This is a genomic window from Actinomycetospora sp. ABD4_176 (genome assembly GCF_056311855.1).
This window is the reverse complement of sequence record NZ_CM149974.1, coordinates 1,799,717-1,814,984: the sequence shown is the minus strand read 5'-3', so window position 1 is coordinate 1,814,984 and position 15,268 is coordinate 1,799,717. Positions and strand designations below refer to the sequence as shown.

General features: G+C 75.8%; 17 protein-coding genes. 10 read left to right on the top strand and 7 right to left on the bottom strand.

Annotation, left to right across the window (positions count from 1 at the left end):
* Positions 1 to 2 precede the first annotated feature (2 nt).
* From ACYX4T_RS08905 to ACYX4T_RS08885, 5 genes are all read left to right on the top strand, one after another.
* Positions 3 to 1,244: an NAD(P)/FAD-dependent oxidoreductase gene (locus tag ACYX4T_RS08905; RefSeq protein WP_476014181.1), complete on the top strand. Its 1,242-nt coding sequence runs from the start codon at positions 3 to 5 to the stop codon at positions 1,242 to 1,244.
* A complete protein-coding gene (locus tag ACYX4T_RS08900; RefSeq protein WP_476014180.1) occupies positions 1,241 to 2,038 on the top strand; it encodes a DUF1365 domain-containing protein in 798 nt (265 codons plus the stop codon). The genes ACYX4T_RS08905 and ACYX4T_RS08900 overlap by 4 nt, the downstream gene beginning before the upstream one ends.
* A gap of 18 nt (positions 2,039 to 2,056) precedes the next feature.
* Positions 2,057 to 2,584, top strand: a complete 528-nt coding sequence (locus ACYX4T_RS08895) for a GNAT family N-acetyltransferase (protein WP_476014179.1) — start codon at positions 2,057 to 2,059, stop codon at positions 2,582 to 2,584.
* A gap of 4 nt (positions 2,585 to 2,588) precedes the next feature.
* Positions 2,589 to 3,179: an HhH-GPD-type base excision DNA repair protein gene (locus ACYX4T_RS08890; RefSeq protein ID WP_476014178.1), complete on the top strand. Its 591-nt coding sequence runs from the start codon at positions 2,589 to 2,591 to the stop codon at positions 3,177 to 3,179.
* A 125-nt stretch (positions 3,180 to 3,304) separates the two neighbouring features.
* Positions 3,305 to 3,739 (top strand): DUF3099 domain-containing protein, encoded by a 435-nt coding sequence (locus ACYX4T_RS08885; RefSeq protein WP_476014177.1) that lies wholly within the window; start codon positions 3,305 to 3,307, stop codon positions 3,737 to 3,739.
* 26 nt (positions 3,740 to 3,765) lie between these two features.
* On the opposite strand, the gene ACYX4T_RS08880 is transcribed toward ACYX4T_RS08885, so the two are convergent.
* A complete protein-coding gene (locus tag ACYX4T_RS08880; protein ID WP_476014176.1) occupies positions 3,766 to 5,568 on the bottom strand; it encodes a DUF1996 domain-containing protein in 1,803 nt (600 codons plus the stop codon).
* A gap of 114 nt (positions 5,569 to 5,682) precedes the next feature.
* Positions 5,683 to 7,263, bottom strand: coding sequence for a hypothetical protein (locus ACYX4T_RS08875; protein ID WP_476014175.1), 1,581 nt, complete (start codon positions 7,261 to 7,263; stop codon positions 5,683 to 5,685).
* 170 nt (positions 7,264 to 7,433) lie between these two features.
* On the opposite strand from ACYX4T_RS08875, the gene ACYX4T_RS08870 reads away from it, so the two are divergent.
* Positions 7,434 to 7,685 (top strand): DUF3039 domain-containing protein, encoded by a 252-nt coding sequence (locus tag ACYX4T_RS08870; protein WP_274198675.1) that lies wholly within the window; start codon positions 7,434 to 7,436, stop codon positions 7,683 to 7,685.
* Positions 7,686 to 7,729: 44 nt separating this feature from the next.
* Positions 7,730 to 9,505, top strand: coding sequence for a DEAD/DEAH box helicase (locus ACYX4T_RS08865; protein ID WP_476014174.1), 1,776 nt, complete (start codon positions 7,730 to 7,732; stop codon positions 9,503 to 9,505).
* Between the two features lie 415 nt (positions 9,506 to 9,920).
* On the opposite strand, the gene ACYX4T_RS08860 is transcribed toward ACYX4T_RS08865, so the two are convergent.
* The gene (locus ACYX4T_RS08860) at positions 9,921 to 10,115 is read right to left on the bottom strand and encodes a DUF7455 domain-containing protein (protein ID WP_274189263.1); all 195 of its coding nucleotides are present in this window, start codon (positions 10,113 to 10,115) and stop codon (positions 9,921 to 9,923) included.
* Between the two features lie 332 nt (positions 10,116 to 10,447).
* Between ACYX4T_RS08860 and ACYX4T_RS08855 the strand changes: the two genes are divergently transcribed.
* Positions 10,448 to 11,800 carry a type I glutamate--ammonia ligase gene (locus ACYX4T_RS08855; RefSeq protein WP_476014173.1) on the top strand — a complete coding sequence of 451 codons (1,353 nt, stop codon included), beginning with the start codon at positions 10,448 to 10,450 and terminating at the stop codon, positions 11,798 to 11,800.
* Between the two features lie 6 nt (positions 11,801 to 11,806).
* On the opposite strand, the gene ACYX4T_RS08850 is transcribed toward ACYX4T_RS08855, so the two are convergent.
* The 3 genes from ACYX4T_RS08850 to gvpJ are packed head-to-tail and all read right to left on the bottom strand — an operon-like array spanning position 11,807 to position 13,343.
* Positions 11,807 to 12,589 carry an inositol monophosphatase family protein gene (locus tag ACYX4T_RS08850; RefSeq protein ID WP_476014172.1) on the bottom strand — a complete coding sequence of 261 codons (783 nt, stop codon included), beginning with the start codon at positions 12,587 to 12,589 and terminating at the stop codon, positions 11,807 to 11,809.
* A 58-nt stretch (positions 12,590 to 12,647) separates the two neighbouring features.
* Complete coding sequence (locus tag ACYX4T_RS08845; protein ID WP_476014171.1) at positions 12,648 to 12,938, bottom strand: hypothetical protein; 291 nt, start codon at positions 12,936 to 12,938, stop codon at positions 12,648 to 12,650.
* Positions 12,939 to 12,968: 30 nt separating this feature from the next.
* Positions 12,969 to 13,343: a gas vesicle protein GvpJ gene (gene gvpJ, locus ACYX4T_RS08840; protein ID WP_476014170.1), complete on the bottom strand. Its 375-nt coding sequence runs from the start codon at positions 13,341 to 13,343 to the stop codon at positions 12,969 to 12,971.
* Positions 13,344 to 13,448: 105 nt separating this feature from the next.
* Between gvpJ and ACYX4T_RS08835 the strand changes: the two genes are divergently transcribed.
* Positions 13,449 to 13,682 carry a hypothetical protein gene (locus ACYX4T_RS08835; protein WP_476014169.1) on the top strand — a complete coding sequence of 78 codons (234 nt, stop codon included), beginning with the start codon at positions 13,449 to 13,451 and terminating at the stop codon, positions 13,680 to 13,682.
* A gap of 117 nt (positions 13,683 to 13,799) precedes the next feature.
* On the top strand, positions 13,800 to 13,952 hold the full coding sequence (locus ACYX4T_RS08830; RefSeq protein WP_476014168.1) for a hypothetical protein: 153 nt from the start codon (positions 13,800 to 13,802) through the stop codon (positions 13,950 to 13,952).
* A 9-nt stretch (positions 13,953 to 13,961) separates the two neighbouring features.
* On the opposite strand, the gene fmdA is transcribed toward ACYX4T_RS08830, so the two are convergent.
* Complete coding sequence (fmdA, locus tag ACYX4T_RS08825) at positions 13,962 to 15,215, bottom strand: formamidase (protein ID WP_476014167.1); 1,254 nt, start codon at positions 15,213 to 15,215, stop codon at positions 13,962 to 13,964.
* Positions 15,216 to 15,268 lie beyond the last annotated feature (53 nt).

The window sequence follows — 15,268 nt, the reverse complement described above, 5'->3', positions numbered from 1 at the left end:
GCGTGCGCGAGCGGGTGGCGGTCGTCGGGGCGGGCGTGGCGGGGCTGACGGCGGCGTACCTGCTGGCGCGGCGCTATGAGGTGACGCTGTTCGAGGCCGAGGACCGTCTCGGCGGCCACGCGCACACCCACGACGTCGGCGCGCTCGCCGTGGACACCGGCTTCATCGTCCACAACGACGTCACCTACCCCCACCTGCTGCGGCTGTTCGCCGAGCTCGGGGTCGCGACGCAGGACTCCGAGATGAGCATGAGCGTGCGGGACGAGGCGAGCGGCCTCGAGTACGCCGGCGCCCGCGGCCCGCGTGGCCTGTTCGCCCAGCCGCGCAACCTCACCCGGCCCCGCTACCTGCGGATGCTCGGCGAGGTGCTGCGCTTCCACCGCGCCGCGCGGGCCGTGGTCGACGGGACGTCGCCGCTGGCCGAGGACGTGACGTTCGGCGAGTTCCTCGACGCCGGCGGCTACTCGCGCTTCTTCGTGGAGATGTTCGCGGTCCCGGTGGTGTCGGCGGTCTGGTCGTCGGGCCCGGAGCTCTCGCGGCAGTACCCGGCGCGCTACCTGTTCGCCTTCCTCGCCCACCACGGGATGCTCTCGGTGGGCGGCTCGCACCGGTGGCGCACCGTCGTCGGCGGCTCGCGGTCCTACGTCGAGCGCGCGGCCAAGGGGCTCGCGGCCGTGGAGGTGTCGACGCCGGTGCGCGCGCTCGCCCGCACCGACGACGGGGTGCTCCTGCGCGACGACGCCGACGTCGAGCACCGCTTCGACCGCGCCGTCGTCGCCGTGCACGCCCCGGACGCGCTGCGGCTGCTCGTCGCGCCGACGCCGGACGAGGCGGAGGTGCTCGGGGCGTTCCGGTACTCGCGCAACGAGACCTGGCTGCACACCGACACCTCGGTGCTCCCGCGGGCCGCCGGCGCCCGCGCGTCGTGGAACCTGCTGCGGGTGCCGGGGGAGTCCCGGGTGCTGGTCAGCTACGACATGACGCGGCTGATGGATCTTCCCGGGCCCGACACACACATCGTCACCCTCAACGCGACCGACCGCGTGGACCCGGACACCGTGCTCGCGCGGATGGTCTACGAGCACCCGGCCTACACCCCGGCGTCGGTGGCGGCGCAACGCCGACTGCCGGCGCTGGACGACCACCGCCTCGCCTTCGCCGGCGCCTACCACGGCTGGGGCTTCCACGAGGACGGCTGCGCGTCGGGGGCGCGCGCGGCGGCGTCGCTCGGCGTGACGTGGTGAGACGTCAGCGGAGTGGCTCCGCGGACGTCCAGCGTCCGCATCTCCGCTCCGTCGCGCCGGCGATCTACGAGGCCGAGGTCGATCACCGCCGGCTCGAGCGCCTCGACGACGCGTTCACCCACCGCCTCTACCTGTGGCTCGTCGACCTCGACGACCTGCCCCGCCTGCCCGCGCCGCTGCGCCCGTTCGCACGGTTCCGCGGCGCCGACCACCTCGGCGACCCGCGGTGCTCGATCCGCGAGAACCTCGACGCGTTCCTCGCCGCGCGGGGGATCGCGCGCCCGGCGCGGGTGCTGATGCTCGCCCACGCCCGCGTGCTCGGGCACGTGTTCAACCCGATCACCCTGTACTGGTGCCGCGACGAGGCCGGGACGCTGGTCGCGGTCGTCGCCGAGGTCCACAACACCTACGGCGGGCGGCACCACTACCTGCTCGACGTCTCCGACGACCCCGAGGCCGGCCTCGCACGGGTCGACAAGGACTTCTACGTCTCGCCCTTCTTCCCGGTCGACGGCGAGTACCGGATGCGCGTGCCCGAGCCCGGCGCCACGCTCGCCGCGACCGTCGTCCTGCGCCGCGAGGGCGCCACCGCCTTCGTCGCGACGCTGCGCGGACGACGCTGCGCCGCCACCCCGCGGGCCGTGCTCGCCGCCGTCCTCCGCCACCCCGCGGTCACCCTGCGCGTCGCCGCGGCGATCCGGCGCCGCGGCGTCCGGCTCTGGGCGCGCGGCGTGCCCGTCGTCCCGCGCACCCCGGCCGCCACCCACCGCGGGCCGGGACAGCTCACCCGCTGACGGGCAGACTGGGGCTCCGTGACCGCCTCTCTCACCGTCCGCGTCGCCGGCGCCGCCGACGTGGACTCCCTGCTGGCCCTCGTCCACAGCGCCTACCGCGGACCGTCGGGACGCCAGGGCTGGACGTCGGAGGCCGACCTCATCGACGGCCCGCGCACCACCCGCGACCTGCTCGCCGCCGACGTCGCCGACCCGACGATCACGGTGCTCGTCGCCGGCGACCTCGTCGGCTGCGCGGCCGTCACCCTCGCCGAGGGCGCGGCCACCGCGTCGTTCGGCCTGTTCGCGGTGCGCCCGGACGTGCAGGCCGGCGGCGTCGGGTCGACGCTGCTCTCCGCCGCGGAGGAGAACGCCCGCGAGCGCGGCGCGTCGACCATGGAGATGTGCGTGATCGACCGGCGCACCGAGCTCATCGCCTGGTACGAGCGGCGCGGCTACGCGCGCACCGGCGAGACGCGGCCGTTCCCGTACGGCGCCGAGGGCGTCGGCGAGCCCCGCGGCGACGACTTCGTGTTCGCCGTGCTGGAGAAGGATCTGCGAGGCTGACCCCGTGCCCGACCTGACCCTCGCCCAGGACGCCGACGCCGACGCGGTCCTGAGTGCCAACCCGCTGGCGCTGCTCATCGGGATGCTGCTCGACCAGCAGTTCCCGATGGAGCGGGCGTTCGCCTCGCCGGCGCTGCTCACCGAGCGCCTCGGCGGTCCGCTCACCGCCGCCGGCATCGCCGAGTACGACACCGAGGCGCTCGTCGCGGCCTTCACCGGCCCGCCCGCGCTGCACCGCTACCCGCGGTCGATGGCCGAGCGGGTGCAGGCGCTGTGCCGCCAGCTCGTGGCCGACTGGGGCGGCGAGGCCGAGCGGCTCTGGGTCGACGCGGCGTCGGGGCGCGAGGTGCTGGCGAACCTGCAGTCCCTGCCCGGCTTCGGCAAGCAGAAGGCGCAGATCTTCACCGCGCTGCTCGGCAAGCAGTGCGGGGTGCGGCCCGAGGGCTGGCGGGAGGCCGCGGGGTCGTACGGCGACGAGGGGTCGCGCCGCTCGATCGCCGACGTCGTCGACCCGGTGACGCTCGGCGAGGTGCGCGACTTCAAGCAGGCCCAGAAGAAGGCGGCCAAGGCCGCGAAGGCCGCGCCGGCCTCCTGACCGTGTCCTGATCGGCCCGCGTCCGGTCCGTCGGTCGTGTTCCGGTGGCGCGCGACCCGTCCAGGGTTCAGTGTGGTGTGTGAGGGCACCCGACGGTAACGGCCGGTGCCGAGGAGGCGACGAGCGTGAACCGACGTCACGACGACGACGGGCCCATCCTGATCACCCAGGCCGCGGTCTCCTACGACGAGGAGTTCGCGGCCCGGAAGAAGCGCTATTCGCTGATCATGGCCTTCCGCATCCCGTGCCTCGTGCTGGCCGGGATCTTCGGCATCGGGCTCCAGCTGCCCTGGGTGGCGGTGGCGTTCATCGTGCTGTCGGTGCCGCTGCCGTGGGTCGCGGTGCTCATCGCCAACGACCGGCCGGCGAAGAAGGCGGAGAAGCCCAACCGCTACAAGCGCGAGTCGACCCAGCTCGGCGAGGTCCCCGAGGCGCGGATCATCGAGGCCGCCGAGGTGCTCGAGGGCCGCAGCCCCTACGTCGGGCACAGCGAGCGCCCGCGCCAGCCGCGGCAGGACTCCGCCGATCACGAACCCCCGCGCACGGGCACCGAGGGCTAGTCGGCCGGCGCCCCGGAGCTGCGGTGTCAGGTGCCGTGCCCGGCGCCGGGGTGTGACCCGAGCGGGGCGGCGAGTCCCGGGAGCGGCGCGAAGCCGGGCAGGCGCCCGAGCGCCGCCGCCGGGCCGAGGGCGCTGGAGGATCCGCTCGCCGCCTCGGGGTCGGCCATCGCGGCCGGGGCCGCACCCATCGCCGCCCCGGGGACCGCGCCACCCGCTGCGCCCGCGCGACCGCCGGGCCCGGTGTGGCCGTGGCGAGGTGCGGCGAGGCCGGGGACGCCGGCGATCTCCGGAGTGACCGGAGCACCGCGCACGCCAGGGGCGCCGTGACCCCCGTGGGCGCCGTGTCCCGGCGGCACGACCCGGGCCGCCGGGTGCTTCGCGCCGTGGCGCGCGTGGGTCGCGAGGGCGTGGGCGAAGGTCTGCGAGCGCGGCACCCGGTCGGCGGCGTCGGTCGACCCGGCGGCCGCCGCGTCCTGCTCCGGCCCCTGCACGCACCGCCGCGCGGCGTTGATGCACGCGGCGCCCTCCTGGGCGCGGCGCTCGGAGGACAGGTACTCGAGCAGCGCGTGGTCGGTGATCGGGTCGTGCTGCTGCTCGGGGAAGCTGTCGATCGCGAACTGGCGCCCCGGCGGCGGGTCCTCGTAGTTCACCGTGATCCGCAGCGCGGGCACCGGGACGAGGTCCTCGGCGCACTCGCCGTCCTCGTCCGGGTAGACGATGTGGCTGCTGTGGTCCTCGGAGTCGAGGTCCTGGCCGTTCCAGCAGCTCGGGAAGTCGTAGACCCGCTGCAGGGTCGAGCCCTGCGGGCACATCGGGTAGAGGTCGGTCATCCGCCCGCCGGACCCGGTGCAGGTGAACTTGGCGTTGCTGCCCTTGCCGCCGTTGGTGCCGGCCTTCGCCGAACCCGTCACCAGCGCGATGTTCAGGGGCAGCGGCTCGGTGCGCCGCGTGCCGTGCCCGTGGAAGGTGAAGTCGACCGCGGACGGCTCGATGAAGGACCCGACGTTGCCGTCGAGGCTGCCGCCGTCGGCGCCGACGTCGGGGCCCTGCCCGCGCAGGTCGCGCAGGACCGGCCAGAAGATCGGGGAGCGGTCGCCGTTGGTGCAGGTGGTGGTCGACTCCTCGAGCGTCTCGTCCTCGCTGGCGAAGTTGGTGCCCTCGTTGCCCGCGTAGTCGTGGGTGTGCTGGGCGCCGTTGCGCACGCCGGGGGCGATGATGAAGTTGTCCGAGTTGTGGTGGGCGCTCATGGCGCAGCGGATCGAGTAGCTCCCGCCGGAGAACACCCCGCCCTCGCCCCGGACCCCCCGGTCGGCCTGCTGGATCGAGATGTACTCGTTCGCCGACGCCCGCCCGGCCTGGTCGCGGTTGGGGAACGCCTCGCCGCCCTCGGCTCCCGCACCGGCGCCGCCACCACCGCCACCGCCGCCACCACCGCCACCACCGCCACCGCCGCCACCGCCACCGGCCTGCTCGCCCTCGTCGTCCTGGTCCTGAGCGCCGCCACCCGAGCCGGAGCTGCCGCCGGAGCCGGAGTCCGAGTCGCCGCCGGAGCCCGAGTCGCCGCCGGAACCCGAGTCGCTGCCGGAACCGGAGCTCGACCCCGACCCCGATCCCGAGCCCTCGTCGGAGCCCGACCCCGACTCGGCTCCGTCCGACGAGTCCTCGTCGTCGGCGACCGACACCAGCCCGCCGTGGGACACGACGGGCGTGCCCGCGCCCAGGGCGACGCCGACGACCAGCGCCGCGACCCCGACGAGCCCGAGCAGCAGCACCGGGAGGCGGCGCGGGCCCGGCCGCCGGTCGAGCGTGGCCCAGGGGCTCTCGGGCACGCCGGACGAGCGCGCGCCGGCACGCCCCGATCCCGCCCGACCACGCCCACCCGGCCCCCACGCCGACCCGCTCATCGCCCTCCGCTCCCCGGTGCCGACCCCTCGTCGCGGACGCTAGCCACGCGTCGCGGACGTCGGGTGCGGTTTCGCGGAACTCGTGCCCGCCGCCTCGCGCGGGCCGCCGAGCCACGGGTCGGCGTGCTCGGGCGGCACCGCGAGCCCCCAGGCCCCGGCCCGGCGGTCGGCGCGCGCGGACCCCGTCGGCACACCGGCGGCGTCGCGCGGCGCGCGCGGACCGCCGGCACCCCAGAGCGGGACGGGCGCCGACGGCGTCCCCAGCACCTGCACCGGACCGGGGACCGGGTCGCGACGCGGGGGCGGCGAGGCCGACGGCCGCTCGACCGGCACGGCACCCGGCGGCGGGCCGCCCGGAGACGGCCCGGCCGCCGGCGCACCGACCTGCCCGGCGACCGGCCGTCCGGTCGGCCGCCCGACCGGCACCGGCCCGGAGGCAGGACCCACCGCCGCCCGCCGGGGCGGTGCCGGCGGCGGACCCGGCGGAGGCCGCAGCGGTGGGCCCACCGACGACCGCTGCCACGCCTCGGCCCACGCCGCGGCCGAGGACCCGTCCCGCCGGCCGACCGGCAGCGGCCCCGACGGCGGGTCGTCGCTCCCGCGGGCGTTCCGCGCCGGCGCCGTCGACCGCCCGGCCCGGGCGACCGGGCGCTCGACGACGATCTCGGTGACCTCGCCGGGCGCCTCGGGGACCGCGGCCCGTGCCGGCGCCGGGCCCAGCAGCGACACCCCGGTCGACCGCGGCACCACGAGGTTCGCCGGCCCCCAGCCGTCGTCGGGACGAGCCGGGGCGCCGGTGGGCCCCGCCCAGGGCCGGTCGAGCAGCGCCGGCCACGGCCAGCGCTCCTCGAGCCCGCGGCACCGCGCGCACCCGAGCCCCAGGACCAGCCCGAACACGAGGTGCCCGAGCAGGGACAGCGCGACCGTGGTGGGCGTCAGCGGGAACATCAGCCGCTCGCCCCGCGGGGCGATCGCGACCGTGGCGACCAGCCCCGTCCACACCGGGAACACCGCGAACGCCACGGCCGCGGCCACCGTCGCCCGCTCGCCCCAGCGCCGCAGCCCGGTCGCGGCGACGAGCAGGAAGAACGTCACCCCGATGCCGCCGCCGTCGCCGACGTAGCGCCAGAGGTACCCCACCACCGCGCCCGTGGCGGTGGCGCCGCCCGTGTCGCCGAGGATCCAGGTGCCGACGGTCGGGATGAAGTCGCCCCACCAGCCGAGCAGGTAGACGGTGTCGAGGCGGACGGCGTCGTAGACGAGGGTGGCGAGGACGCCCCACACCGCGCCCACGAGCACGATCCGGTCCTCGCCGACCGGCGCGAAGACGCCGAGCACGAGCACGAGCAGCGTCAGCGGCACCACGAACAGCCCGCCCGTCACGTTCATCGGCGCGATCCCGAACACGTGCGCCGAGATCGCGAGCAGCGGCAGCGCCGCCACCACGAGGTGCAGGCCCAGGCGGGCGAGCCGCGCCCGGTGCTCGTTGACCAGGGCGAGCGCGTCGCTCAGGAGCGACCCCGGGTCGCCGGGCAGCTCCTCCGGGGGCACCGCGACGGCACCGGTGCGGGCGCGTCGGGGCACGCGCGGGGCCGGGTGGGGCACGGCCGGGTGGGCCACGGGGCCTCCTCACCGTCGGTGGACCGGGGCGCGCTCACCGTGACAGCCCGGGCGGCGGTGTGGGTGCCGTTCCGGGGAATCCGCAGGGTGCGCGCGGTCCGCCGCGTCACGGCGCGCACAAGCGCCCACGAGCGTTCGTCGCCGGGGGTCCGTGGGGCATCATGGGAGCCATGAGCCAGACGACCGTGCTTCCCGACACCCGCCCGCAGGGGACCGACCGCACGGGCGACGACGACCCGAAGATGTTCCACTACGTGCGGAAGAACAAGGTCGCCGAATCGGCCGTCACGGGGTCGATGGTGGTGGCGCTGTGCGGCGAGACCTTCCCGGTCACGCGCTCGCCCAAGCCCGGCTCGCCCGTCTGCCCGGCGTGCAAGGAGATCTTCAACAAGATGCCCCGCGGCGGCGACGACGGCGAGTAGGCCCCCGGGCCGCCCCTCGTCCTCTCGTCCGCCCCGGAGGGCCCTTGACCAGCCGTACGACGACCAGTGCGACCGGTAGTCCCGCCAGCACCGATCCCTCGGGAGCCCGTCCGCTGCGCCAGTGGCAGCGACGCGCGCTCACCCGGTACCTCAGCGAGCGTCCCCGCGACTTCCTGGCCGTCGCGACGCCCGGCGCCGGCAAGACGACCTTCGCGCTGCGCGTGGCCGGCGAGCTCCTGGGCGACCGCACCGTCGACACGGTGACGATCGTCTGCCCCACCGAGCACCTCAAGCACCAGTGGGCCGAGGCCGCGCGCGCCGCGGGCGTGGCGATCGACCCGGAGTTCTCGAACGCGGTGGGCCGCACGTCGACCGACTTCCGCGGCGTCGCCGTCACCTACGCCCAGGTGGCCGCCCACCCGGTGCTGCACATGAACCGCACCGAGGGCCGCCGCACGCTGGTGATCTTCGACGAGATCCACCACGCCGGCGACGCCAAGAGCTGGGGCGAGGCGACGCGCGAGGCGTTCGCCGGCGCGACGCGGCGCCTGGCCCTGACCGGCACCCCGTTCCGGTCCGACGACAGCCCGATCCCGTTCATCACCTACGAGCCCGACGCCGCCGGCGTGCTGCGCTCGCGCGCCGACCACTCCTACGGCTACGCCGACGCGCTGGCCGACGGCGTCGTGCGCCCCGTGGTGTTCCTGGCCTACTCGGGCCAGGCGAGCTGGCGGACCAGCGCCGGCGAGGAGATGACCGCGCGGCTCGGCGAGCCGCTGACCGCCGAGCAGAACTCCCGCGCCTGGAAGACCGCGCTCGACCCCAAGGGCGAGTGGATGCCAGCCGTGCTCCAGGCCGCCGACACCCGGCTCACGCAGCTGCGGGCCGGCGGGGTCCCCGACGCCGGTGGCCTGGTCATCGCCACCGACCACACCACGGCGAAGGCCTACGCCACGCTGCTGCGCCGCATCGGGGGCGAGGAGCCGGTCGTCGTGCTCTCCGACGACCCCAAGGCGTCCGGGCGCATCGCGGAGTTCTCCCGCTCGAACGACCGGTGGCTCGTCGCCGTGCGCATGGTCTCCGAGGGCGTCGACGTCCCGCGCCTCGCCGTCGGCGTCTACGCCACGAGCGCGTCGACCCCGCTGTTCTTCGCCCAGGCCGTCGGGCGCTTCGTCCGGTCGCGCCGGCCGGGCGAGACGGCCAGCGTGTTCCTGCCCAGCGTGCCGTCGCTGCTGACGCTGGCCAGCGAGCTCGAGGTGCAGCGCGACCACGTCCTCGGCGAGCCGCACCGCCCGAAGGAGGGGTGGGACGACGAGCTCGTCGAGCAGGCCAACCGCACCGAGGACGAGCCCGGCGAGCAGGAGAAGGCGTTCGAGGCGCTGTCCGCGGAGGCCGAGCTCGACCAGCTGATCTACGACGGCTCCTCGTTCGGCACGGCGACCGGCGCCGGCACCGACGAGGAGCAGGACTACCTCGGGCTGCCCGGGCTCCTCGAGCCCGACCAGGTGCGCGCGCTGCTGCGCCGGCGCCAGAGCGAGCAGCTCGACCGCGAGGAGGCCCGCGAGCCCGCGGCGGCGGTGACGACGGCCGAGCCCGCGGCGCCGACCCGCGAGTTCCGGCGCGAGGTCGGGGTGGCCGAGCGGCTCAAGGATCTGCGCCGCGAGCTCAACGGGCTCGTCGCCGCCCACCACCACCGCACGAACAAGCCCCACGGGCAGATCCACGGCGATCTCCGCAAGCACTGCGGCGGACCCGCCACCCCGATGGCGACGATCGAGCAGATCGAGGAGCGGATCGCGACGTTGCGGTCGTGGCGGTGATCGACCCACGCAGCGTGGCCGCTCGGTGACCTGTGGTGCACATCACACACCGTGGCGGCGAGCCCGTGTCGCGGTCGTCGCCGTCCGACACCGCCTCGTCACGTGGTTCACCGGAGTGTCACCACCGCGGGTGACCACCCCGGCCGTCGCGGCCGGGGGGAGCGCGGCGTGGTGCCCGCCACGGCGACGCGGCCGCGGGGCGGCGCGGGCCGGGACGGGGCCGATCACCGGTGATCGTCGAGAGGTCGCCGCGATCCGGACGGATCGGACACGGCGGCGGGCGTCGCGGCCGGGGGCGTGATCGGCCCCCCGGACCCGGACACGAGGACGGGCGAGGACCTCGGAGGTCCTCGCCCGTCGTGGTCTCGATCTCGGTCTGCGGGTGTCGCTGAGGTCTTCGCTGGTCAGGCGGCCGTCATGCGCTCTCACCGGCCTGCACGTCCACCGACAGCTCCTTCAGCTTGGCCTCGTGGGCCCGGGCGTGGTGCCCGCAGAAGAGGAGTTCTCCACCGGAGGGCAGTACGGCGCGAACCTTGGCCGCTGCACCGCAGCGATCGCAGCGGTCCGAGGCGGTGAGTTCTGGCCGGGTCAGGGTGCCGGGCATCGTCATCTCCCTCCGTCGAGGCCCTGGACGAGTGTCCGGGCCCGCGAGCTCCGGTCGTGCGACCGTCGCCTCTCCACTGTGGCAGACGCGGCCCCCGACCGCTCGTGTTCACGCGCCGCTTTGTCGTCCGTCACGAACCGCTCATCGTCGGTGCAGGACCGCTCGTTGCGGGGTACGGACAGCGACCACCCGATCGGGAGTCGATCTCCGACGACGAGTGGTCGGCGCCGCCTCGTCCGGCGACGGAGCACCCCGCGCGCTCCCGAGCGCGCGGCGTCGGTGACGGGGTCGCCCACTAGCCTGTGCGCCACCACGCGGGCGGGCGACGGGAGGACACGGTGCGCGACGCGACGGAGAAGGTGGTCGAGCACCTGCGCGGCCAGGGCGTCCACGGCGTCACGGTCGCCTGGGCGGACAACAACGGCATCCCGCGGTCGCGCACCGTCCCGGTCGGGGCGCTCCCGCAGGCGGCCGCGGCCGGCATCGGCGTCACCACGCTCTTCCCGGTGTTCGACACCAACGACGCCATCACGTTCTCCGCGCCCGGCCTCGAGACGCCCTCGGGCGACGTGCGGCTCGTGCCCGACCTCGACCGCCTGACGCCCCTGGCCGGCCAGCCCGGGCTCGCCTGGGCGCCGGGCAGCGTGGTCACCGCCGACGGCGAGCCCTGGCCGTGGGACCAGCGCTCGCTGCTCGCCGCGACGGTCGGCGAGCTCGCCGCCCGCGGCTTCACCGCGCTCGTGGGCTACGAGCTGGAGTTCGTGCTCTCGCGCCCGAGCCCCGACGGCGCCTTCGTCCCCGCGCACGAGGGTCCGGCCTACAGCCCGCACGCGCTGGTGCCGATCGACGGGTTCGTCACCGACCTGCTGCGCGACGCCGAGGCCAGCGGGCTGGAGCTCGGCCAGGTGCACGCCGAGTACGGGCCCGCGCAGGTCGAGCTCTCGATCGCCGCCGCCGACCCGGTCGCCGCCGCGGACCGCCAGCTGCTCGCCCGCCAGACCGTCCACGCGGCGGCCGCCCGCCACGGACTGCGCGCGAGCCTCGCGCCGCTGCCGTCGCTGCAGGCCGCGGGCAACGGCTGGCACGTGCACACCTCGCTGTGGCGCGACGGCCGCAACCTGCTCGCGGGCGGCCCCGAGGGCCCGGACGCGGCCGGGGCGGGCTACGTCGCGGGGCTCCTGCGCGACCTGCCGGCCCTCGCCGCGCTGACCGCGCCGTCGCTCGGGTCGCTGGCCCGGCTGCGGCCCGGCTTCTTCGCCGGCGCCTACGCGTTCTGGGGCGTCGAGAACCGCGAGGCCACGCTGCGCTACGTCCCGGGGTCGGCGCTCCTCGGGGCCGACCACGCGAACGTCGAGCTCAAGGCCTCCGACGCCTCGGCCAACCCCTACCTCGCGCTCAGCGCGCTGCTGACCTCGGGGGTCGCCGGCGTCGAGGAGGGCCTCACGCCGCCCGCGGCGATCGGCGCGGACCCGGGGACGTGGACGCAGGACGAGCGGACCGCCGCGGGCGTCGCCGCCCTGCCCACCACCCCCGAGGAGCAGGAGTCGGCGCTGCGCGGCTGCCCGCGGATCACCGACGCGCTCGGCGCCGAGCGCCTCGGCGCGTTCCTCGCGGTCCGGCGCGCCGACGCCGCGTGGGCCGCCGAGCGGGAGACCGAGGAGGTCCTCGCCGCCTGGCGCTGGCGCTACTGAGCCCCGTCAGCCCCGCAGGGCCTCGATGATCGCCTCGTGCACCGCGGGGCGGGCGATGAGCAGGTCGGGGGAGTAGGGGTCGTCGGCCCCGAACGGCAGCGGCCGGCCGTCGAGGCGGGTGACGCGCAGCCCGGCGCCCCGCGCCACCGCGGCGGGCGCGGCGTTGTCCCACTCGTACTGCCCGCCGGAGTGCAGGTAGGCGTCGACGGTCCCGTCGACCACGGCGAGGGTCTTCACCCCGGCCGCGGAGAGCGGGACGGTGCGCACCGGCAGCACCGCGGCGAGGCGGCGCAGCTCGACCGGCGGGCGCGACCTGCTGATCGTGACGAGGAGCTCGCGCCGGTCGTCGACCGGCGTGTCGGCCACGGGGGTGACGGTGTCGGAGTCGGCCAGCTCGCCGCGGGCGGGCAGGGCGACCGCGCCGGCGACCAGCGCGCCGTCGACCACCAGCGCGACGTGCACCCCCCACTCGTCGCCCCCGCGCCCGTAGCCGCTGGAGCCGTCGAGGGGGTCGACGATCCAGAGCCGGTGCGCCCCGCGGCGCGGCGCCGGGTCCTGGGTGCCCTCCTCGGAGAGCACGGCGTCGTCGGGACGGTGGCGGCGCAGGGCGTCGACGAGGAACCGGTGGGCCTCGGCGTCGCCGCGGTCCTCGCGGTCACGGCCGGGGCCGGTGTCGTCGCGCAGGCCGAGCAGCAGCGCCCCGGTCGCGTCGGCCAGCTCGCGGGCCAGCGCGGCGTCCTCCGCGACCGTCGGCTCGGTACTGGTCGGCTCGTCCCGCGCGGCGCTCACGCCCGCGATCGTGCCCGACGGGTCTCCGCGCAGCCCGGCGGGAGGGGTGTGACGGGCGTCAGGGGGTCTCGGCGGCGGCGAGGACGGCGGCGAGCTCGTTCAGCACGGCCGCGCGGGCCTCGTCGGCGCCGGGAGCGGTGTCCTCGCGCTGGTCGAGCAGCAGCCGCGCGAGGCTCGCCAGGCTGATCACCTGGGCGGCGAACTCCTCGGGTCCGCCCAGCTCGCCGAGCAGGGCGCCGACGGCGTCGAGGTCGCCCGCGTCCATGCCCTGGATGAGCGCCACCGACCGCCGGTGGACCTCGACGGGGTCGGTGTCGGGCAGGGCGTCGGCGTCCGGATCGGGCTGCACCCGGCCAGCATGTCAGGCGGGGTGGGGCGGTCAGTCGGGCTGTCGGCGCCGGCGCTTCTCCTGGCGCTCCTCGCGCAGCTCCTGCCACATCTCGTGACCGGCGTCGAGAACGCCTTTGGTGATGCCCTTCGCGCCGCCGTGGTAGACCTTCTCGGTCATCTCGCCGGGCAGCTCGGCGAGGCCCTTGCCGCCCTTCGCGTGCAGGTCGAGACGGTTGGTGGCCTCGGCGAAGCGCAGGTAGGTGTCGACGCTGGCGACGACGATGCGCGCGTCGATGGTGATCAGCTCGATCCCGACCACCGACACCTTGACGAACGCGTCGATGACCAGACCCTTGTCGAGGATCAGGTCCAGGACCTCCGCCAGCCCGCCCTGCGGGGATCGACGGACGCCACCGGAGGTCACCGGGGGAGTCTAGGAACGGGATCCCGGTGTTGACCATCGACCGGACGGCCCCGTGCGGCCCCCCGGCCGCGCGGCGTGGCTCGTCGCCCGTCAGCAGCCCTCGTCGTGACCGTCGTCGCCGCCCTCGTCCCGGCGCTCGTCCCGGCGCTCGTCCCGGCGCTCGTCCCGGCGCTCGTCCCGGCGCTCGTCCCGGCGCTCGTCCCGGCGCTCGTCCCGGCGCTCGGCCGCCTCGAGCGCGAGCGCGTCGTCGAGCAGGCGCTCCAGCCCCGCGATGCTCCGGTGCGGTCCCTGACGGTCGAGCACGACCGGCTCGTCGGCGACACCTGCCTCGGCGAGTGACTCCGCGATGTGGTGAGCTGTGCGCAGGCTGTGCACACCCGCGCGGTCGGCGGCGACGTGCCGCGGTGGGGGGACCCAGTCTTCGGAGCGTGGATCGCGCTCCGCGGGAGGCTCGTCATGCACCTCATCGTCAGCCACTGGCACTGCCCTCACTGCGACGTCGGTGGCCGGGACCCCGATCCCGAGCCCACCTGCTGGAACTGCGGCGGGGTCCCCGTGGTGACGGCCCGCCCCCGCGCCGAGGGCGGGCCGCCGGCCCTGTCGGGATGATCCGCGTCCTCAGCTGGTGACCGCCGACATCCCACGGTCGGCCGTGGCCGGGCCGGACGCGGAGGGTCGGATGTCGAAGTCGAAGATCGCGGTCGGCAGGTAGAGCGAGCAGCAGGCGTTCGGGATGTCGACCACCCCGCTGACCCGGCCCTCGATCGGCGCCGAGCCGAGCAACAGGTAGGCCTGCTCGCCGGTGTAGCCGAACTTCTTGAGGTACTCGACGGCGTTGAGGCAGGCCCGCTTGTAGGCCAGCGTCGCGTCGAGGTACTCGTTGGTGTCGGACTCGTGGTCGACCGAGATCCCGATGAACGTCAGGAACTCCGAGTAGCGCGGCTCCACGTTGCCGGGCATGAAGACCGGGTTGGTGCTCACCCCGTAGGTCTCCATCCCGCCCTTGATGAGGTCGACGCCGAAGTCGATGTAGCCGCCCATCTCGATGGCGCCGCAGAACGTGATCTCGCCGTCGCCCTGGCTGAAGTGCAGGTCCCCGCCCGAGAGCTTGGCGTCCGCGACGTGCACCGGGTAGAAGACGCGGCTGCCGCGCGTGAAGTTCTTGATGTCGTGGTTGCCGCCGTTCTCGCGGGCGGGCACGGTGCGCGCGCCCTCCTCGGCGATCTGCTCGGCGAGCGACCCCGACGCCTGCCCGCCGAGGCTGCTCTCGCGCAGCGGCGGCAGCGCCAGCGGCGGGACCCGGTCGGGCTCGCGGTCGATGAGCGCCCGCTCGCGGCGGTTCCAGCGGGCGAGCAGGTCGGCCGACGGCGCCGTGCCGAACAGGCCGGGGTGGGTGATGCCGGTGTACCGGACGCCGGGCAGGTGCCGCGACGTCGCGACCTGGCCGTGGAAGTCCCAGATCGCCTTGGCCGCGGACGGGTACTCGTCGGTGAGGAAGCCGCCGCCGTTCTCCCGGGCGAAGATGCCCGTGTAGCCCCAGCCCTGCCCGGGTGCGTCGCCGTACTCCTGAGGGGCCTGGCAGGGGCCGAGGTCCAGGATGTCGACGACCAGCAGGTCGCCGGGCTCGGCGCCCTCGACGCCGATCGGGCCGGAGAGCATGTGCGCGCGGGAGAGGTCGACGTCGCGCACGTCGTCGGCCGAGTCGTTGTTGCCGATCTGGGCGTCGGTCCACTCCCGGCACTCCACCCGGAACTCGCTGCCCGGCCGGACCATCGCGGCCGGCGGGACGTCGGGGTGCCACCGGTTGTGGCCCGGGACCGCCTGGTCGCGCATGGACTTGGACTGGTCGACCTCGAACACGACCTCGGGCACGTGCGATCACCTTCTCCGGAGAGGGGCCGGCGGTCGCCGACCCGGATGGGGAC

What these genes read in the sequence shown, in the direction of transcription:
- ACYX4T_RS08870 (WP_274198675.1), top strand. Translation starts at nt 7,434, where the DNA reads ATGAGCCAGACGACCGTGCTTCCCGACACCCGCCCGCAGGGGACCGAC.
- ACYX4T_RS08830 (WP_476014168.1), top strand. Translation starts at nt 13,800, where the DNA reads ATGCACCTCATCGTCAGCCACTGGCACTGCCCTCACTGCGACGTCGGT.
- ACYX4T_RS08860 (WP_274189263.1), bottom strand. Translation starts at nt 10,115, where the DNA reads ATGACGATGCCCGGCACCCTGACCCGGCCAGAACTCACCGCCTCGGAC.